Source organism: Ureibacillus chungkukjangi, from assembly GCF_044795995.1.
GTDB lineage: Bacteria > Bacillota > Bacilli > Bacillales_A > Planococcaceae > Ureibacillus > Ureibacillus chungkukjangi.
The window spans coordinates 85,411-105,940 of sequence record NZ_CP085010.1; the positions used below are offsets into that span (position 1 = coordinate 85,411).

A 20,530-nucleotide genomic window follows, 5' to 3' on the forward strand; every position below is an offset into this window, starting at 1 on the left:
AATCTTTACAAGATTATTGAGCATGATATCGAAGATTTCATATACGACACTTTGTGGATTGGTTCACCATATGAAAGAGGAATCAATAATGAAACGAAGATCGATAGATTACTTGAGGAAATTGCCTCTTTAAAGGCGAAAGTATCCAAACTTCAAGATGAAAAGCATGAATTAGAACTAGAACTTGGCAAGATGCCATTTTAATAATTCTTTCTCCTACTTCTACAAAGGAGTGGGAGAAGAATCAACGAAATTGTTCAAAATTAATTAGCAAAATGTGTCCAATTCTACTTGACGCTTACACCAAGTAATAGTTGCAACTGGGGCATTTCAAACTCCAAGAATTCCATCCTTTTCTAGTAATATATCAAAAGATGTTTTTCAGATTCATTCTACACAGTATAAAAATCCGAGTCAGTTAAAAGAAGGGAATGTACTTGTAGTAGGTGGTGGTAACAGTGGCGCACAAATTGCCGTTGAATTATCAAAGGAAAAAGAAACACATTTTGCAATAAGTAAAAAGATAAACTATTTGCCCTTAGTTTTACAAAAAAAAAGTATCTTCTGGTGGTTTGATAAATTGGGAATACTTAAAGTAAGTGCACATTCATTTTTAGGAAAAGCAATACAAAAAAAGGGAGATCCAATCTTTGGTTACGAATTGAAAGATGCGCTTAAGAGAAAAGAGCTTTCGTTAAAACCTAGGGTAATAAATGGAATACAGAACGAAGTAACCTTTGAAGATCAAACTACTATTAAGGTCCAGAATATTATATGGGCAACAGGTTTCCAGTCAATTTATCCTTGGTTAAAAATTGACAAGTTGTTTAATGCAGATGGGAAAATCATTCATCATCGTGGTGTAACGAATGTAAAAGGGCTTTACTTTATTGGTTTGCCATGGCAGCATCGTCGAGGATCAGCTCTTTTACAAGGTGTTGGATTTGATGCTGATTTTATAATCAATCATCTAAATAATCAAACTGTAAAAGCTAAGTAGGTTAAAGAATAGAAAAAAGAGCATTTTTTTTATTGTTATATTGTTTTGAAGCAAATATAATAAATCTTAATGATATTTTATTGACTGCTCTTGCAGTTTTCCCGATATCATAAAGGATACTATTGGCTGCACTTGTAGCCTGTGGTATCCTTTTTTCATTTAAAGACCATTTAATATAGAGTGTATATGGTAGAGGATACATGTGCAAAGTGATGAAATTAGATATACTTTAAATATAACTAGCTATAGTTAATTGTTATTGAGTTCTTATTTATTTAAATTTTCTTTAATACTAGGAGTGTTCAAAATGAAACTAGAATTTGAGAAGTACTTAGACTCGCAGAACTTTTCAGTAGAAGCTACGAGTCTTGTAAATGAGGGTATACAGTGTTACAAAGTTGGCGCATACCGAGCTTCATTTTTAATGTCTTATTATTTCTTTTTGAAAGTATTAAAAGAACGAATAGAACAAGCTAGACATGACAAGCCGGAATCTGTAAAAGATCATCATTGGCTGAAACTTCAACAAAACATTAATGATGATACAGTTTGGGATACGGCAGTTTTTAATTCGACACAATGGAAGTTAGAAGATGGACGAAGTAAGGTTTATTTAATTAATAATGATTTGATAGAAGAGATGGCATATTGGAGAAGAAAGCGAAATGATTGCGCTCATTCAAAAGATAACATTATTAGCTATCCCCACGTAGAAGCTTTTTGGTTATTTATACAATCAAATTTGAATAAATTTATTGTTAATGGCGGTAAAGAAGCCCTATTGAATAAGTACAAAATCCATTTTGATTCTAAATTTACAAAACCAGGTGAAGATTATCAATACTTAATACAGCCAATCCCCCTTGTTGTAAAAAATCGTGAAATTCCAGATTTACTTAATGAAATAGATGAAATTTTAGAAGAAAATAGTAGTTTATATTATATAGATAATAGAGAAAGTATCTATTATGCTTTTTGGAAAGATATTAGTTGTTCAAGTAATGTAGACCTAAATGAAGGATTTATAGAATTTATTACTTCAAGTCAAGAGTTGTTTATCAAATTTATAACTGTTTATCCAGAAAAATTTATGATGTGTACAGGTAAACCCCAGTTAATTAGACAATTTTGGACTGATAAGTTTTTCAAAAGAGATGTTAAATATAGTGAGGGATATTGGGATTTAGCAATTATATTGCTATCAAATAGCATAATTGACCCACCCCAAATAGAAAGATTTGTAAGTAGGTTGGCTTTAGGAGGTAATTATGAAAGTTTGACAAAGGGACAAATAGAGGTATTAAGAAGTTATAATTTCTTTCAGTACATAAAAGAGTATCTCTTTGAAGGAAACCTCTTTACTCAACCATTTAATGGATATAATAACGCTAATACAAATACTAACACAATTCTTTTTTACCTAAAAAATGAGAAACTTGATGAAGTTATTGTTCGTAGTTTAAATTCTCTTTTAAGAGGTCTACAATATGGAACATTCTTTAATGAATTTAAGGGTTTTAAAAATAATAACCCTGAGTTTGTTAAATCTTTTGTTGAAATAGTAAAGGAAATAGACAGCACATTAGCACCGATATTTAATGATGAAACAGAACTAACAAAAGAAACATCAGAAGAATAGCAATATTGTTAATGAGTGTAACTAAGATATGTATTCCACAATCTGCAAAATTTATAAACATTACTAGTAGAGGATTCTTAAATTTTTTATAAAACCGATACTTAAATATGCGACATAAAAATCTATTTTGATTAACCTTTATCAAAATGGATTTTTTTAATTTGCTGTAAAATACCGGTGTATTCAATATGCTACTAAATTTAATTTCAAGACCACAGAGAAAGATATTCAAATGAATGTTTGACTGTTTGTGGAAATAAGGCATATAATAATAATCAAATGAATGTTTGAATAAATGGGGTGAATTAATGAATAGAGATATATGTGAAATTACATGTATTAATCGTGAAAAGGTAAGCAATGTTCAAAAATCGCTTTTTGAACAAAATCCTTTGGAAGTTGTTTATGGCATCATAAAAATGTAAGGTATGGCATTTAATTTGTGCAGAAGGGCCGTAGGCCCTGCACAAATTAAAAAACCACTTGTCAACATTCCAAAATACACATACACTTCCTGTTGGGACAAACAAGCGCAGGAGGTATTAAGGAGATGTTGGCAGTGGCCGAAATTAATTATATCAGACATGAGGTAAACATAAAAGACAGTAACTATTCGGAGGTTGCACAAAGAATAGGAAGAGATCCGAGAACAGTTAAGAAATATGCAGAACAGGATGATTTTAGTCCTGTAGAAAAAATTAAACAAGGCAGACCATCTCCAGTGATGGATCCTATTAAACATATTGTAGATGAATGGTTACTAGAAGATTTTAAACAAAAGAGAAAATTTCGTAGAACTGCAAAGAGAATTTGGGAGCAATTAAAAGAGGAATTTGATTTTAAGGGTTCTGATCGAACAGTAAGAAACTACATATCCCAACGAAAAAAAGAATTGTTAAATGAAGCGAGTCAAGCAGCATTATCGCTAGAGAGCAAACCCGGGTCAGCCCAAGTGGATTTTGGAGAAGCTCCGTTTAAATATCAAGGGGAACAGATAACTCTACCCTATCTGGTTCTTTCTTATCCATACAGTAATTCATTTTATTTTCAGGTATTCCCCGCTCAAAACAAAGAGTGTTTCTTAGAAGGATTAAAGCGTATTTTTCACCATATGGGTGGTGTTCCAAAAACAATTAGATTCGATAATCTTTCAGCTGCCGTAAAGAAGGTATTGCCAAATGGCGAACGGCAGTTAACAGAGGAATTTCAGAACTTCGTTCTACACTATGGGTTCGAAAGTGAATTTTGTAATCCTAATAGTGGGAATGAAAAAGGTCATGTGGAAGCAATGGTGAAGTATGTGAGAAACAATTATTTATTGCCTGGTCTCCACGTACTGAATTTAGACGAACTTAATAAGACGTTGTGGGAAAAAGCTGAGAAAGATCGTGAGAGAAAACATTATGAAAAGGAATCTTTCATCTCCCAGCTGTTTGAAGAGGATCGGAAAGCCTTTTTGGTTTTACCAAGTAAGGAATACCAATGCATCAGATACGAAACAGTGAAAGCCGATAAGTACGGTTATATTAAAGTGGAAAAAAAACTATATTCTACTTCACCAAGATACGCTTTAAATAAGGTTCTAATTCGTATTTCATATAATTCAATTGATATTCTTACAGATGATTATCAACTAGTCGTTAGCCATCCTCGACTCTATGGTCAATATAGAAAATCGATTAATTGGCAGCCATACTTAAATCTAATGGCCAAACGTCCTATGGCACTTAAATATACTAGTTTCTATGAGCAGTTACCACAAGAATGGCAAACATATTTTAATTCATGTACTTCCTCTGAAAAATCAGAGGCCCTGAAGTTATTAGGTACAGTGATGAAAGATTATGATTTTAGTAAAATTACTGAAGCGCTGAAGATTGCATCAGAGCATGGTCATCCTTCGGTTGAATCAATTAAACAAGTATTCTACCAACTAATTAATGGTCGAGGGATACGCGAAGAAGTACATCTCCAAAAGTCATTGCCTATTATGCCGGAGGCTACTAGAGGTCTACAGCATTATAATCAGCTTCTAAAAGGAGCTGAAATAAATTGAGTACGCAGATTCAAGAATTCGCTAAACGATTGAAATTAAGTTGGATTAGAGAGCATTATCAAGAGATAGAAGCCACATCAAATGAAGAGTATTTACTGAAGCTTTTTGAAAAAGAAATTGAGCAACGAGAAGAACGAAAAACAAATCTTTTACTTACACAAGCAAGCTTACCTAAAGTCAATGGGAAACCTTTTGATTGGAAGGACATTGTCCTAACAGCAGGACTAAGTAGTGAAGACTTATTAAATGGAGTATTCATGGAGCAGCAAGAAAATCTAATTTTCTATGGGGGTGTAGGTGCAGGTAAAACCTATTTAGCTACGTTAATTGGATTGAATGCCATACAAAGGTATGGCAAAGCTGTTAAATTCTATACAGCGGCATCATTAGTTAATCGATTATTAGAAGCAAATGAAAAAGGTAATCTCAATAAGCTTTTTAAGCAAATAGAGAAATTGGATCTTTTGATTTTGGATGAGTTAGGTTACATTCCTCTTCACAAACAAGGGGCTGAATTATTGTTTCAGGTTATTTCGATGTGTTATGAAACCAAAAGCATCATAATCACGACAAACCTTCAATTCGGTCAATGGAATCACGTTTTTGGGGATCCAATATTAACGGAGGCAGTAATTGATCGACTCATCCATCATTCGCATTTGATTGTATTTAAAGGCGATAGTTATCGTTATAAGGAGTCAATTATTCAGAATTAAATTTCGTTGGCAAGTGGTTACATTTTTGATTGCCGTTTCATGCATTTTTTGCTTGCCAAATACATTGGAAGTGGCGAAAATATTCAAAGCATTATCAGACGATACAAGAATTAAAATTGCTTATGCTTTATCAATTGAAAGTGAATTATGTGTTTGTGATGTAGCAAATATTATAGGTTCCTCAAATGCAACAGCTTCTCATCATTTAAGATTACTGAGAAATTTAGGGCTAGCTAAATACCGTAAAGAAGGAAAGCTAGTCTATTATTCATTAGATGATGCTCATGTAAAGCAACTAATAAAAGTTGCATTTGAACACCAGAAGGAGGTTGTTTAAGTTGAATGAAGCAACGAAAAATACAGAAGATAAAAAAGTTTTCAGAGTTGAAGGATTTTCATGTGCAAACTGTGCAGGCAAGTTTGAAAGAAATGTGAAGGAGCTCCCAGGGGTACAAGATGCAAAAGTAAACTTCGGTGCATCCAAAATCAGTGTTGTTGGTGAAGCAACTGTTGAGGAATTGGAAAAAGCTGGAGCGTTTGAAAATTTAAAAGTTACCCCTGAAAAACCAAAGCGAGTAACAACTCTTCAACAAACAGAAGTGCAATCGAAAATAGAAGAGAAAAGCGTCTATCGTGTAGAAGGATTTTCATGTGCAAACTGTGCAGGAAAGTTTGAGAGAAATGTAAAAGAGCTTACGGGCGTACAAGATGCAAAAGTTAATTTTGGTGCTTCTAAAATCAGTATTATTGGCCAAACATCAATAGAGGATCTTGAAAAGGCTGGCGCTTTCGAAAACCTTAAAGTTTTCCCTGATAAACCCACTAAAGAAGAAAAACAAATGAACAACGATCACCAAAAAACTAAAATAGAAAAAAAGATTCCATTTTATAAAAAGCATGAGACATTATTATTCTCAGTACTATTAATTGTTATTGGTTATCTATCCACGTTTGTGAATGGTGAAGAGAATTTTATTACCACGCTATTATTCTTAGCGGCCATTATTATTGGAGGTTACTCACTATTTAAAGTGGGATTACAAAACTTACTCCGTTTTGATTTTGATATGAAGACATTGATGACGGTAGCTATTATCGGAGCTGCTATTATTGGAGAATGGGCTGAGGGTGCAATTGTTGTCATTCTATTTGCAATCAGTGAAGCACTAGAACGTTACTCAATGGATAAGGCACGACAATCTATTCGTTCATTGATGGATATAGCTCCAAAAGAAGCACTTGTAAGACGCAACGGAGAAGAGAAGTTGATTCATGTAGATGATGTCAAAATCGGGGATATTATGATTGTTAAACCTGGACAAAAAATTGCAATGGATGGTTTAGTCGTTAATGGGAACTCTGCAGTTAATCAAGCAGCTATTACAGGAGAATCAGTACCTGTTGCTAAAACAGTGGATGATGAAGTATTTGCAGGAACGCTTAATGAAGAAGGGCTTCTAGAAGTAAGGATTACAAAATATGTAGAAGATACTACGATTTCGAAAATTATTGAACTTGTTGAAGAAGCACAAGCAGAAAGAGCTCCTTCTCAAGCATTTGTTGATAAATTTGCCAAATACTATACACCAATCATTATGGTGATTGCAGCATTAGTTGCAATCGTTCCACCTTTATCCTTTGATGGAAGTTGGGAAACTTGGATATATCAAGGACTATCTGTACTTGTGGTTGGTTGTCCTTGTGCATTAGTAATCTCTACACCTATTTCGATTGTATCTGCTATTGGAAATGCAGCTAAAAAAGGTGTTCTTATTAAAGGCGGTATCTACTTAGAAGAAATGGGCTCATTAAAGGCGATAGCATTTGATAAGACAGGTACCTTAACAAAAGGTGTTCCAGCTGTGACTAATTTTAAAGTGTTTAATAATGAATACGATGAAAAAGAAATATTAAAAATAATTACTGCATTAGAATATCGTTCAGGACATCCTCTTGCGTCTGCGATTATCAAAAAGGCAGAGGAATCTGGTATTTCTTATACTAATATTGCAGTAGAAGATTTTACTTCTATAACGGGTAAAGGAATTAAAGGGATAATAAATGGAATTACTTATTATATTGGAAGTCCTAAATTATTTAATGAAATATCCCTGAATAGTATAAGTTCAATTGTTGAACAACACGTGTCTGATCTTCAAAAAGAAGGTAAAACAGCGATGTTGGTTGGAACAGAAAAAGAAATCTTGGCTGTTATTGCTGTTGCGGATGAAGTTCGAGAGTCGAGTGAAGAAGTTATTAAAAAACTAAATCAAATGGGTATTAAAAAGACTATAATGCTAACAGGTGATAATAAAGCAACTGCGAATGCAATTGGTACTTTTGTAGGTGTATCTGACATTCAAGCAGAATTAATGCCACAAGATAAATTAGATTACATTAAACAGTTAAGATCCGAGTATAGAAATGTTGCAATGGTTGGAGATGGTGTCAATGATGCCCCTGCCTTGGCAGCTTCCACAGTAGGTATCGCAATGGGTGGCGCAGGTACAGATACTGCATTAGAAACTGCGGATGTGGCGTTAATGGGCGATGATTTAACAAAACTACCATTTACTATTAAATTAAGCCGTAGTGCATTAACGATTATTAAAACAAATATTATATTTGCCTTGGGTATTAAATTGATAGCCCTACTATTGGTAGTTCCAGGCTGGTTAACGCTTTGGATAGCAATAGCTTCCGATATGGGGGCAACATTATTAGTTTCATTAAATAGTATGAGACTTTTACGTGTAAAGGAATAGATTTTTAAAATTAGGGTTAAATTGAATAGTTTAACTAAAATCATCTCACCTCTGTAGTATTCTATTAGAGCTGAGATGATTTTTAATTGGATACATTAAGTTGAATCCATTCATAGTATGGAATTTTTAAAGTAGTGTAAATATCTTAATGATAATGATTGGTCATATATTGATAAAGTTAATTCTCACATAATAGTTTTACTTCCTTAATTCTTGACGTTTGCGTACAATTTGAGCTTCTATCTCGTTTGCTTTCTCAATTTGTTTTTTATTTAATTTCTTGAAAATTAAGAATACAACTGTACAAAGTATTAACACTATAGCAATTTCAATTATATAAAGCACAATATCACTCGCCTTCCATTTTAGATTTTATGAAGTACATTTGAAATAGTTAAAAGAAGGAACAAATATACTAATTTAACCCCAAGCTACAACATTAATATCTCTTATAACAATGCAAAATGTACTTAGTTCCTTCAAAACAATACAATAAAATTATGAAGAAATTATGCAGAAGAAATGTTTTTATTGGATTTGTAATCAAATTGAGAGACTTTGGATGATTTTATTTTGGAATAAATATGAATGAAGTGACACAAAATTTATGTATAACATAGATTTCTCCACATTTTCTGCATATTTATCTTCTATAATGTTTTAAAGAGTAAGGGCAGCGTAAAGTGAAGGAAATTAATTCTTAATTGTTAGAACTCCCAATTAAATGGATATGTGGAGATCATTGAGAATGAGTAGTTGGAGTAATTTTTTAAAGTACATAAGGGGATATCTGTAGTTCTATCTAGTTTTAAAAAGCAAAAAGAAACTAATTGAACAAATTATTGAACAAATTAGTTTCTTAATCGAAGTACACATTTCTATGAAGTAAAATGTGCTATATATAAGATTTAGTTATTTAATGATACCTTATATCTATTTATTCCAACCCTCTTTTGAATGATCAAGTGCTAGACTAACTAACTGTCTAACATGCTCATCCACAACTGAGTAATATACCAATTTACCTTCTTTTCGATATTTCGCTAATCCCATGTTGCGTAAATACCTTAAATGATGAGACGCTGTTGCAGTAGTACTTCCAATAATTGTTGCAACATCGCAAACACATAGCTCTTTCTCAAGTGTTAAGGCATAAGTAATTTTCAACCGTGTAGAATCTGATAATGCTTTGAAAAGTAATTCGGCATCATTCATTTCTTCTAGAAGGGGTTGAACGCGTTTTACAACATCTTCATGTATACAAGTTGTTTCACACACATCTCTTGATACTTTATTATTATCGTCAGTCAATCTTTTCACCTCATTTATCCTAACTCGATTGTAATAAGAAAGTTGTACATAAGTCAAAAAATGTTTATACGCGTTTTGATTAATTGCCAGAATCACCTATTTGTATAGTGTGTTTATTTAATTTTTTTATTGTTTAATATTATCGCTACTAAAATAAATTCCCGGTAATATGAATAGAAAGGGAAAATGAAATGGAGAAAAAAAGATTTAAATTTGTTGTTCCTGTTATAGTGATTGTTGCGATTACTGCAAATTATATGATTTATAAAGAATACAATTCAATTCCAATATTACATAAAGTATTAATAATCTCAGGAGCTACCTTCTTTTCTGGGGTTATTTCATATTTTTTATTTCCAAGTGACGATGAAAAAAGTCGTGCAGATAGTGGGCCATATTAAAAAATCTATCGAGATGGATTTTAATCCTACATCTTAATTTATAGTAAGGGTGAGTTGAACATGGTAAAGTCAAAATGGTTCTGGTTAGGTATTTTATTAACAATTATTATTATATGGAGTATGATTGATTTGTTTGTGATAATCCCAAATTTGGATCCAAAATAATAATAGTTAATTTCATCCTAAATATTCAAATTAATAGGAGAAATAAAATTGGATTATTTTATTAATTTTATTTTGTTAGTAATCATATATTTATTTTTCTTTTATAGAAAATGGAATAAAGCATCAAAAATATTATTGATGATCAAAACATCCATGTATGTTTATTTTGTTCTGGTCTTATTTTTTACACTAATGCCATTTACTATTTCGTTTAATAGTACAAATAACTTATTTATGGAAACAGCTAATTTGATTCCTTTTAGAGATGTCAGGTTACATTATGATGGAGCCATAAGAGAGGTATTATTAAATATAATTATGATGGTTCCCTTTGGGTTTTTATATCCAATCATTAAGAAAAAAGGTTTATTTATGACTGTTTTTATTACATTTTTCTTTAGTTTATTTATTGAGCTTTCACAGTTACTGAGTGTTTGGGGGAATGGGGTAAGCCCAAGAATTTTTGATGTAACAGATTTGATAACAAATACCTCGGGTGGTTTAATTGGTTATCTGGTATATATTGTATTAAAACCTACTGTTTTCAAAGATATTAATCCCTCACATTAAAAATAAATCAACAATCAACTAAAGATGTGGTTTCTCGTAAGGAGCAATCCACATCTTTTTTCTATGGAAAATAATAATATATTACGCGCTATTAAATGAATCTATACTAGTTATTTATTAATTAATAGTTTATTTTTAGTATAAGAGGTAAATAAATTTCTATTATTATTCAAGAGATAAAGGAGGATTAGACATTGTCACTAAAGAAGTTAATATCTACTCTTTTTATTTTTGTCATGTCAATGTCAATTTTTTTTGTAAGGGAAGTAGACGCAAGTCAAATTTTCTCTGATATACCTTCAAATCATAAGGCTTATGATGAGATAAATTATTTAGTGAAAATAGGAGTTGTAAATGGTTATAAAGAGAATGGAAAAAGGCTCTATAAACCTGGGAACGTAGTTACAAGAGCGCAGGCGGCTAACATGGTTGTCATGGCTACCGGAAATTTACCTATTACCGTTTCAACTTCCTCCTTTAGCGATGTGAAAGTAGGAACATGGCAATCGGGCTATATAGAAAAAGCTCTTTCGCTTGGATTTTTTCCAACCATACCGAATGGCAAATTCCGACCGAATGAACCACTAACTAATGAGGAAATGAGTTACTTAATATCTAAAGCGTTTAAAATTAATATCGAAAAAACTTCTACATACTCTTCACCTTTTTTAGATATTACATCACAATCAGATTCCTTTAAGTATATTAATGCTGTTTACTTTAACGGGATTACACAAGGTAATAACAATTATTTTAGACCGGATAAAAGTGTTGTAAGATCCGATTTTGCTTTATATATAGCTAGAGCAAAAAGTTCAACGTATCGTTTAGATTTTCCAACTGCACCATCAGCAAAATTAAATGATGTGGAGGGACAAGTTGAAGTTACGGTTGATGATTTAAATATTCGTTCAACAGCATCAACTTCAACAAATAAAAACATAATTGGTCAAGTAAATAAGGCAGATAAACTTGATTCATTTGGAATTACTAATGGTTGGATAAAAGTAGCTTATAGGGGGAAATATGGTTATGTTTCGACTAAATATGTAAAGCATACAACAAATAGTGGATCAAAAGAATCAACAAATAATTCGTCAACAAATGTTAATGATAACAAGGAAACAATTACTTCAAATGTTCATGCCCTTGTGACAACCTCTAGCTTAAACATTCGCAGTGGAGCAGGGACAACATTTAAAGTAATTGGTAAATTATCATTAAACACTAAAGTAGTTGTAAATAGTATAACTGGCCATTGGGTAAACATTACTTATAACGGAATCACAGGTTATGTGAGTAAATCATATGTAAAGATCCTAAATCAAACAGATCCATCAGATATACTTGCAAGCGTGATAACATCTAGCTTAAATATTCGTAGTGGAGCTGGAACATCTTATAAAGTGATTGGTAAATTATCATTAGATACTATTGTCACTGTTAACAGTGTTTCAGGTGAATGGGCTAAAATTACATATAATGGAGTCACAGGTTATGTAAGCAAATCTTATATAAAGACTTTAAACCAATCAAACAATAATGAATTGAAAAGCCGTATCATTATTTTGGACCCAGGTCATGGAGGTAGTGATCCAGGAGCAATAAATGGTAAGGTTTATGAAAAAAATATAACATTGAATATTGCAACTTTAGTTAAACAAAAATTAGAAGTTGCTGGTGCAAAAGTTTATATGACTCGAACAGGTGATACATATCCTTCTTTAGAGGAGCGTGTAAACTTTGCGGAATCTAATAATGGCGAAGTATTCATAAGTATTCACGTTAACTCTGCATCAAGTAGTTCAGCAAAAGGCACAGAAACGTATTACTATGTTAGGACTAGTGAAGATGATAAAGAGGATATAAATTTAGCCTCAGCAATCAATGATGAAATTGTGGCCAATTTGGGTATGCGAGATCGAGGTATTGAAAATTATCCGTACTATGTAATCAAAAATACGACAATGCCTTCAGTTTTAGTAGAACTTGGCTTTATTACAAATAGTGAAGACCGATCAAAAATGACAACAAACAATTATGTTAATCTATTTGCAACTTCTATTTATAATGGAATAGAAGAGTATTATAGAAATAACAAATAGTTTATTACTACAATTTAATAAATCTCTAAAAACTGAACTATCATTTCTTTATTAGTTCAGTTTTTATTAGAAGGAAAATGAGCGTATGCTCATTATGTATTGTAAGAAGGATTAATATGCGATATTGCAAAAACTAATGAGAATATAATAGAGTATTAAACATTCTTACAATAGAAATATTTTCTTTTTATTAAGAATCTATAATTCAAATAGATTTAGGACCACGTGAAATGCTTTCAAAAATTCCTTTTTAGTAATTACGTTAGATCGATTTCATCAGAAGGAGTTAAACGAGTGAAAGGTTATTTTCCAAAACCATATAAAAATGAATGTAAGCGTCAAATAAACCACACCTTCTAACATCTCCGATGTTTTGTGATAATCACAATAACATCAAATGTTAGGAGGTTTTATTTTTTTATGTCCCCAGAGGAACGAAGACAACTATGGCAACAACGGATCGATGCCTACAAAGTAAGTGGTGAACCTAATGTAAAAGCCTGGTGTCACAAAAATCAAGTCGGTCTTCAAAGTATGTATCAATGGATGAAAAGACTTCATTCAGAATCAAGTATCGATGTGCAACCTGCAACACAATGGATGGAACTAAGTCAATCTAGCTCGCACTCCGGTTCAAACTCTTCACTCCGCATCCATATAGGCAATGTGTCTATTGAGATTCAAGACGATTTTAATCGCACGCTTTTTCAAGAGGTGATTGAAATCCTACAACATCATGTTAAATAAAGCCCCGATTGATCAGGTTTACTTAGCTTGCGGTCCAACGGATTTACGCAAGTCGGTTGATGGATTAGCTGCAATTGTTCAGTTGAGTTTTCAACTAGATCCTTTTTCATCAAATCTTTTTGTTTTCTGCAATCGAAAACGGGATAAATTAAAAATCCTGCACTGGGATCACAATGGGTTTTGGTTGTATTACCGCCGTTTGGATGAAGGCCTGTTCCATTGGCCTGATCAACAGACGGCAGGTCCGCTAAAAATTAGCCATAGGCAATTAAATTGGCTACTTGATGGTATTCCGATGGAACAAAAACAAGCCCATCCAAAAATCGATGCAAAATATATCATTTAGAGAGAGTTGGTAACCCCAGACTTCTCTCTTTGTGGTACTATATTCTCATGGAAAAAAATTCGACTCAACTACAAGAAACAATTGAAGAGCTTGAAACGAAAAATGCGGATTTAGAAAAACAAAAAGAAGTTCTCGAGGCAAAAATTAAATGGTTGGAAGAGCAATTCCGACTTAGCCAACAAAAGAAATTTGGGACTTCCAGTGAAAAAACGAATCCAAATCAACTCGAACTACTTCTTTTTAATGAAGCTGAACTATCAGTAGATGAAAAGGTCGAAGAACCTACGCTTGAATCGATTACTTACCAACGAAAAAAGTATATCGGACAACGAGACGCGAAGCTTGAGAACTTGCCTACGGAAACGATCCATTATCGTTTACCCGATGAAGCGCAGGTTTGTTTGTGTTGCGGTGAAACGGTTCATGAAATGAGTACGGAAACAAGACGCGAATTAAAAATCGTTCCGGCTCAAGTGACTGTCGTTGAGCATGTTCAACATATATACAGCTGCCGTCAATGTGAACTTGAAGGAATCGAAACTCCGATTGTCACAGCTAAAATGCCTGCGGCAGTCTTTCCAAAAAGTCTCGCTTCACCTTCTTCAATGGCATATATTATGAATCAAAAATATGTAGAAGGCATGCCCTTATACCGAATTGAAAAACAATTTGAACGACTGGGGGTTTTTCTCTCACGTCAGACCATCTCCAACTGGGTAATTTACGGCGCAACAAATTGGCTCTCGCCTCTGTATAACCGATTACATGAGCTTTTACTAGAGCTCGACATTTTGCATGCGGACGAAACGACGGTACAAGTTCTAGCGGAACCCGGAAAAGCTGCAGAGTCCAAATCCTATATGTGGTTGTATCGATCTGGTCGCGAAGTTTCACCGATTGTCTTATATGACTATAAAACTTCACGCCACAGTAAACATCCGAAGACATTTCTTAAGGGATTTTCAGGATATCTTCATGTCGATGGCTATGCGGGATACCATGATTTGAAAGATGTGGAGCTGGTTGGTTGTTGGGCGCATGCTCGAAGAAAATATGACGAAACGCTCAAATCGTTACCTGCCAATGTAGATAAATCTACGACACTCGCAGCAGAAGGTCTTCAATTCTGTACGCAATTATTTAAAATTGAAAAACAGATTGAAGAGGAGTTTGGAAATTGCAGCTCAGAACAAAGAAAAGAACAACGTCAAAAACGCAGTCAACCCGTGTTGGATGCTTATTTGATATGGTTAAAATCCAAACGACCTCAAGTTCCACCTAAAAGTAAATTAGGTGACGCGATTAATTATAGTTTAAACCAATGGCCAAAACTAATTGCCTTTATGAAAGACGGACATCTTGAACTCGATAATAACAGAGCAGAACGTTCAATTAAACCCTTCGTAATGGGGAGAAAAGCATGGCTCTTTGCCCAATCAATGAAAGGGGCAACTTCCAGTGCAACCATCTACAGTATTGTCGAAACAGCCAAAGAGAATCAATTGAATCCATTAAACTACTTAACGTATCTCTTTGAACAATTACCCCAAATTGACCTTGATGATCAGGAAGCGCTTGACCAGCTCCTTCCATGGTCAAAGACTATTCCAGAGGAATGTCGCATCACTGCTAAAGTTAAGTAAAGAATATAATAATGCCCACCTGACAAACTAGGTGGGCATTATTTGACGCTTACAAATGAATTATTCTAGAGTATCTTAGCAAGGTATCATACATATTCTAGTAATAGGTACGGAAATGAAACGTTAAAAGAACTAACAGGAAAGGTCATGAAAACTAGTTTTGAATTTCCCATCGGATTAGAATATTTAGTAAAAGAAATAAAAATTTTCTCCCCAATGTATAACAAAAAATATTTTTTTGATTATCACACAAATATTCCAGTTATTAAAGCTTTTAGACCTAAGTGGAAAGACGATTTAGAATCCAAAAATTATAAAATACATAACTTATTCGGAAGTAAAATTAATGATGTAAAAGTAAAAGAAAGTTTATATTATTGCTCAGAATGTTTAAGAGAACAATTAGAAATCAATGGCGAGGGCTATTGGAATAGACTTCATCAGATACCGGGTGTCTATATTTGTACTATACATCAGGTCTTGCTAGATTATTATTCAATTAACACTTAACAAATATTAGAGATATAATATTTGTTCTTCCAACTAAAAAAGACATAAAACAAAATAAGGGAGAATATGAAAAAGAAGTAATGGATGCTTTTCTAAATCTGGCTACAGATATTGAATATATAGTAAATAAATAATGTTTATAAGGAAAAATGATGGTGGTAAAGAATTATTGGGGTATATAATAGAAAACGTTAAACATCACAACCAGAAATTGTGACTCATTTGCATATTTTTACATTTTCTTACAAAACTTTATTACTTCTTTTCAGAAAAATGGATAGGTATAAATTGGAAAAATGGTTTGTAACTTTATTATCTGTTTTTTTCTTTAAACGTGGATTTTCAATCATTTTAGTTTAAAACTTTATTTTTCAATTACAACTGTATGAATAGAGAATAAACTCATTCATACGGTTCTTTTTTTAAAGTTTACTAGTATTGGCGAAGGAGTGGTTAAAAAAGTATTGCCTAGTAGTAAGAATATGGTTTATTATTGATTTAGTAATTTCAATAGCATTCAAATTTAATATTTTGATGGGAATACCCCACTTTATACACGAAGCGCATCAAGGATGCGTTTATTAATTCGTGTGCAAAGTGGGGTATTTTTTATTTTCCCCCAAATTTTAAGGAGGTGTATTTTTTGGAAGCAAATGAGGTATTACAACCAAAAAAACGAGGGAATTTTAAAACAAAATTGGCTACTGCAACAACTACGGTAGCGGCGACTAGCTGTTTAGTACATACTTCTGCATTTGCAGCAGTGGATCCTGCATCTGCATTACAGAAGGGAGCAGGAATTAAAAGTGTAGATATAGATGGTTCGGGAACAGATAGTTTATTTGACAGCCTACAACAAGTTGTTTACTTAGTTATGGCAGTCGGTGGATTCTGGGGAATCCTTTGGATTGTTATTGGCGGAATGATGTTGGCTGGTAGTAATTCAAACCCTCAAAAACGTAGCGGTGGTATTGCTGCTCTTTGCGTTGCGGCTATTGGTCTATTTGTAATTTACAAGAGTTACGACATAGCTGGTTGGGCTGTTAATCTAGGGAACTAGAATAGTATTAATTAATTTAAGAGGTTTTCTCTTGAAGTGTGTCAGAACACCTTCTATTTATCAAAGTAGAGGGTGTTTTTTTAATAGTAGGAAAGGGGGAAGTCTATGAGACGAGCAAAAGTTCCTATTGATATGAGTAGTGAGCAAAAAAATATAATGGGTATTGTTTCAACTAGACAAGGCATCTATTTGGCAATTGGTGGCGGTCTTATTTATTCCTATATAATCCCTGCATTTAAGTTTTTGTATCCTATATTTGGAATTATCGCAACAGTAATTATATGTATGGTCCTTGCTATGCCAGTTGCTGCCGTTGTTGTCTATTTCGCTTTTTTTAAGGTCGAGAAGTACAACATGTTTAGAGATCAATTTTTAATGATAAAATTTCAGCGAAAAACTCAATATGGCTTATGGCGAAAAGGAGATTAATTTGAAAAAGGTGTGGTGAATTAGAACTTGAAGGATATTTTTGTACTGCTAGTTATTGTCTTAGCCATGTACGTGTTTATGAAAATTATGTTGAAAGAGCCTATCCTTCCATGGAAGGAAAAGAAAGTTTCAAATGATGTAAGAGTAAATAAAGACAAGAAACTGAAGAAAAATAAAAAAGAAGTAGAGGAAAGCCCACTAGAAGAAAAAGAGGCCGCTCCTTTCAAAGAGTTATTTCCAAATGTGGTAGGAATTGAGTCTCACATGTTAAGACATGGTAACAATGAATTCACTATGTTTGCGGAAGTTGAACCTGTGAACTACTTCTTACGTGATCCAGAGGAACAAGAAATAGTCGATGCGTCTTTTGAAACATGGGTTGCTTCAATTAATTATCCAATCCGAATTTACTTACAAAATCGTTTTGTTGATTTGACAGAACCAATCGAAGAAATTCAAAAAACAATGAGTGATGTCGATGATTTGAATTTTGAAGCACGTGAGTTTGGAGAAAACTTAATCCGCGAATTAAAAGCATGGCAAACAGCTCAACCACGTTATGAGACAAAACGATACATACTATTTGATTACAAAGTAGATGTAAAAGACTTAAAAGTTGATGATGATGAAGACTTGGATGAACGTATTGTCGATAAGGCATTTAATGAATTACACCGTCGTGTTCAAGCAGCTCGTCAACAGTTAAGAAGTGGCGAAATGCTCGTACATTTATTAACGACAGATGGGATAACGGAAGTTTTATACTATGCCTTTAATAGAAGAAAAGCGATGAAAAACCGTTATCGGGATATTGAGAGACAAGAACAATTAGCATTGTATGTAACGGCAGATCAAGAACCTTCACATATTGCATTAGTGAAAGGAGAGATAGAGCGTGCTCAAGAAGAATCAATCAGCTAAAGCAGAAGTACAAACGAAAGTTAAAGCTGAAAAAGTTAAAAAGAAAAGCAGAAAAACTTCAGCGGATGAAGAAGTACTGGACGACAACATTCCTGAAGACTTGATGATGAAAATGAAACCGACTTTTTGGGATGTAATCGCACCAGAAGGAATCGGAATTTCGGACAGAGATGAAGATTCTGGAGTTATGAAACAATCTTTAGGAACTAGAACACATTTTAGACCATTCTATGTAAGTCGTGACGGTTATCCTCGTAAAATGCAAACAAACTGGTTATCGAATATAACGAGCAGTGGTGAATGTGATGTCATGCTAGATATTCAAAAGATACCGAAGTCGAATGCGGTTCGCATGTTGCAAAAGCAAAACACAATATTAAAGTCCAACTTATTCTTCCAACGAAAAAAAGGTAACACCGACCAAATACGTGATATTGAGACTAAAATCGAAGATAACGAGATATTAGCAGATGAAACACAATTTAGTGAAAATGACACGTACCAAGTAGGTATCTTAGGTATGTTATATGGAGATTCAAAGCGTCATTTAGATAAATACAGTGAGTTTATTGAAGATACAATGTCAGGATATTTCTTTAAAATCGTTTCAACTTGGGGAAGGGTTAAGAAAGGATTCCGTTCTGTCTCTCCACTAGGTAAAAATGAAATCCCTGATTCTATGAGAAACTTGGATCGTCGTTCATTAGCAACATTTGCTCCGTTTATTAGTGGAAGTGGAAAATTTAACGGTGGTATTCCAATTGGGATAAACCAAAGAACAGGCCAAAAGGAATTCTATAATGCATTTGGTAATGAAGACTATCGACCAGATAACTATAATCTTGCGATTCTCGGAGTCTCTGGTTCTGGTAAATCAATTGCTATGAAGTTAATGCTGGCACGTGAAACGACTGGGATGAACATTTATACGAGATTAATAGACGTAGAAGGTGAATTTACTCGTATAGTTAAGCGACTAGGCGGTATCAACATTACCTTGTCAGAAGAAAGTAATATTCGTATTAATCCCTTGGCAATCAATGTAACGACCATTCCGTTTGATGAAGATGATGAAGAACTAGAAGAAATGGAAAACTCAGATGAACGAGTAGTTATCGAAAAACATGGTCAAAAGTTTATTCAGTTTGTTCCAATCAGGGAGAAAATTAATGAAGTTACTGATTTTTTTGATGTTTTAATAAGAGGTAAAAATCAAGAGGGTCAAGGGTTAGATGTGTTTGAGCGAAACTACTTAGAAGATACGTTGAAACATCTCTATATGGTAGATGAAAGATTCCTGTATAGTACACACCCGGACTCATTATATGAAGAAAAACCACGCGTTGAAAATGGGTTAATTATTCAAACTAAAGTGAAGAAACTTGAGCCAACGTTAACAGACGTATTTAATTATTTGACAGAGGAATATGGTAATGAACACAAAGTTATGAGAGTACTAGCTGCAATGCGTCCTTTTTTATCGGATGGTTCAAAACCAATATTTGATGGTCAGACATACTTCGGTAGAGATTTAGAGAATGTCAATATCCATACAACTAGACTCGTAAACTTCAATATTAAACATATGGAAGAAGGCTTCTTAAGACCTTTGGCTTACCATGTAATCCTAAATTATATTTGGGAATATTTCGTAAAAAATGTTGAAAACGAGATGAAGAGAAAGATAGTTTGTGCCGACGAATTCTGGACGCTGGTTGATAACGAGCAAACCGTAGCATTTAGCGAGAAGTTAGCACGTAGATGCCGTAAACGGAATTGCGGCTTCCGCATAGCATCACAGGATTTTGTGCGTATATTAGAGTCTAAAAAAGCTAGAGGTGTTCTACAAAATACATACGCCCACATGTTCTTTAAACAAAATGATGTTGACTTGGAGTTAATAGATAAGAGTTTTAGACTTACTCGTGGTGAGAAAAAACTATTATTTGAGAATCCTGAAAAAGGTGAAGGTATTTTAAGGATTGGAAAATCATCGGTACATATCCGAACAGATCCTTCGCCAGAAGAACTAGAGTTTATAGAATCTAATGCTGCGGTACTCGCAGAATCTCGAATGAAACGAGAGTTTTATAAGGAAACTTATCCGCTATAACGCTATTAAGACTATTCTAGTATTTTTGGCTGA

Annotated in this window: 17 protein-coding genes and 2 pseudogenes; 18 read left to right on the forward strand and 1 reads right to left on the reverse strand. The window is 33.4% G+C overall.

All coding sequences use genetic code 11. The features are described from left to right. Positions 1 to 51 precede the first annotated feature (51 nt). From LG296_RS19975 to LG296_RS20005, 7 genes and pseudogenes are all read left to right on the forward strand, one after another. Entirely contained in the window at positions 52 to 204 is a 153-nt protein-coding gene (locus tag LG296_RS19975) for a hypothetical protein (protein ID WP_181418125.1), read from the forward strand. 103 nt (positions 205 to 307) lie between these two features. Beyond that, positions 308 to 1,000: pseudogene (locus LG296_RS19980) on the forward strand (NAD(P)-binding domain-containing protein); the annotation flags it as partial. A gap of 307 nt (positions 1,001 to 1,307) precedes the next feature. Next, entirely contained in the window at positions 1,308 to 2,639 is a 1,332-nt protein-coding gene (locus LG296_RS19985; protein WP_107937892.1) for a hypothetical protein, read from the forward strand. Positions 2,640 to 3,189: 550 nt separating this feature from the next. Next, entirely contained in the window at positions 3,190 to 4,695 is a 1,506-nt protein-coding gene (gene istA, locus LG296_RS19990; protein ID WP_404427519.1) for an IS21 family transposase, read from the forward strand. Then, positions 4,692 to 5,411: an IS21-like element helper ATPase IstB gene (gene istB / locus LG296_RS19995; RefSeq protein ID WP_036179323.1), complete on the forward strand. Its 720-nt coding sequence runs from the start codon at positions 4,692 to 4,694 to the stop codon at positions 5,409 to 5,411. Before istA ends, istB begins: the two co-directional genes overlap by 4 nt. Positions 5,412 to 5,469: 58 nt before the next feature. Beyond that, positions 5,470 to 5,748, forward strand: a pseudogene (locus LG296_RS20000) (ArsR/SmtB family transcription factor); the annotation flags it as partial. 1 nt (position 5,749) lies between these two features. Beyond that, complete coding sequence (locus LG296_RS20005) at positions 5,750 to 8,176, forward strand: heavy metal translocating P-type ATPase (RefSeq protein WP_107937493.1); 2,427 nt, start codon at positions 5,750 to 5,752, stop codon at positions 8,174 to 8,176. Between the two features lie 933 nt (positions 8,177 to 9,109). On the opposite strand, the gene LG296_RS20010 is transcribed toward LG296_RS20005, so the two are convergent. Further along, positions 9,110 to 9,487, reverse strand: a complete 378-nt coding sequence (locus tag LG296_RS20010) for a metalloregulator ArsR/SmtB family transcription factor (protein WP_248283803.1) — start codon at positions 9,485 to 9,487, stop codon at positions 9,110 to 9,112. Positions 9,488 to 9,678: 191 nt separating this feature from the next. On the opposite strand from LG296_RS20010, the gene LG296_RS20015 reads away from it, so the two are divergent. From LG296_RS20015 to LG296_RS20065, 11 genes are all read left to right on the forward strand, one after another. Beyond that, a complete protein-coding gene (locus tag LG296_RS20015; protein ID WP_107937491.1) occupies positions 9,679 to 9,888 on the forward strand; it encodes a hypothetical protein in 210 nt (69 codons plus the stop codon). Positions 9,889 to 10,101: 213 nt separating this feature from the next. Next, positions 10,102 to 10,623 (forward strand): VanZ family protein, encoded by a 522-nt coding sequence (locus LG296_RS20020; protein WP_202973781.1) that lies wholly within the window; start codon positions 10,102 to 10,104, stop codon positions 10,621 to 10,623. A 194-nt stretch (positions 10,624 to 10,817) separates the two neighbouring features. Beyond that, the gene (locus LG296_RS20025) at positions 10,818 to 12,728 is read left to right on the forward strand and encodes an N-acetylmuramoyl-L-alanine amidase (RefSeq protein WP_248283802.1); all 1,911 of its coding nucleotides are present in this window, start codon (positions 10,818 to 10,820) and stop codon (positions 12,726 to 12,728) included. 420 nt (positions 12,729 to 13,148) lie between these two features. Then, complete coding sequence (gene tnpA, locus LG296_RS20030; protein ID WP_107937489.1) at positions 13,149 to 13,475, forward strand: IS66 family insertion sequence element accessory protein TnpA; 327 nt, start codon at positions 13,149 to 13,151, stop codon at positions 13,473 to 13,475. Beyond that, entirely contained in the window at positions 13,465 to 13,821 is a 357-nt protein-coding gene (tnpB, locus tag LG296_RS20035; protein WP_251402975.1) for an IS66 family insertion sequence element accessory protein TnpB, read from the forward strand. Before tnpA ends, tnpB begins: the two co-directional genes overlap by 11 nt. A 47-nt stretch (positions 13,822 to 13,868) precedes the next feature. Further along, positions 13,869 to 15,464: an IS66 family transposase gene (tnpC, locus tag LG296_RS20040; protein WP_107937487.1), complete on the forward strand. Its 1,596-nt coding sequence runs from the start codon at positions 13,869 to 13,871 to the stop codon at positions 15,462 to 15,464. A gap of 147 nt (positions 15,465 to 15,611) precedes the next feature. Then, a complete protein-coding gene (locus tag LG296_RS20045; RefSeq protein WP_107937485.1) occupies positions 15,612 to 15,974 on the forward strand; it encodes a TniQ family protein in 363 nt (120 codons plus the stop codon). 643 nt (positions 15,975 to 16,617) lie between these two features. After that, the gene (locus tag LG296_RS20050) at positions 16,618 to 17,034 is read left to right on the forward strand and encodes a hypothetical protein (protein ID WP_107937483.1); all 417 of its coding nucleotides are present in this window, start codon (positions 16,618 to 16,620) and stop codon (positions 17,032 to 17,034) included. 105 nt (positions 17,035 to 17,139) lie between these two features. Then, complete coding sequence (locus LG296_RS20055; protein ID WP_107937481.1) at positions 17,140 to 17,463, forward strand: PrgI family mobile element protein; 324 nt, start codon at positions 17,140 to 17,142, stop codon at positions 17,461 to 17,463. Positions 17,464 to 17,490: 27 nt separating this feature from the next. Beyond that, entirely contained in the window at positions 17,491 to 18,384 is an 894-nt protein-coding gene (locus tag LG296_RS20060; RefSeq protein WP_107937479.1) for a hypothetical protein, read from the forward strand. A gap of 112 nt (positions 18,385 to 18,496) precedes the next feature. Continuing rightward, a complete protein-coding gene (locus tag LG296_RS20065; RefSeq protein WP_404428042.1) occupies positions 18,497 to 20,497 on the forward strand; it encodes a VirB4 family type IV secretion system protein in 2,001 nt (666 codons plus the stop codon). Positions 20,498 to 20,530: the final 33 nt, after the last annotated feature.

What these genes read in the sequence shown, in the direction of transcription:
- LG296_RS19985 (WP_107937892.1), top strand. Translation starts at nt 1,308, where the DNA reads ATGAAACTAGAATTTGAGAAGTACTTAGACTCGCAGAACTTTTCAGTA.
- istA (WP_404427519.1), top strand. Translation starts at nt 3,190, where the DNA reads ATGTTGGCAGTGGCCGAAATTAATTATATCAGACATGAGGTAAACATA.
- LG296_RS20015 (WP_107937491.1), top strand. Translation starts at nt 9,679, where the DNA reads ATGGAGAAAAAAAGATTTAAATTTGTTGTTCCTGTTATAGTGATTGTT.
- tnpA (WP_107937489.1), top strand. Translation starts at nt 13,149, where the DNA reads ATGTCCCCAGAGGAACGAAGACAACTATGGCAACAACGGATCGATGCC.
- tnpB (WP_251402975.1), top strand. Translation starts at nt 13,465, where the DNA reads ATGTTAAATAAAGCCCCGATTGATCAGGTTTACTTAGCTTGCGGTCCA.
- tnpC (WP_107937487.1), top strand. Translation starts at nt 13,869, where the DNA reads ATGGAAAAAAATTCGACTCAACTACAAGAAACAATTGAAGAGCTTGAA.
- LG296_RS20045 (WP_107937485.1), top strand. Translation starts at nt 15,612, where the DNA reads ATGAAAACTAGTTTTGAATTTCCCATCGGATTAGAATATTTAGTAAAA.
- LG296_RS20055 (WP_107937481.1), top strand. Translation starts at nt 17,140, where the DNA reads ATGAGACGAGCAAAAGTTCCTATTGATATGAGTAGTGAGCAAAAAAAT.
- LG296_RS20065 (WP_404428042.1), top strand. Translation starts at nt 18,497, where the DNA reads ATGAAACCGACTTTTTGGGATGTAATCGCACCAGAAGGAATCGGAATT.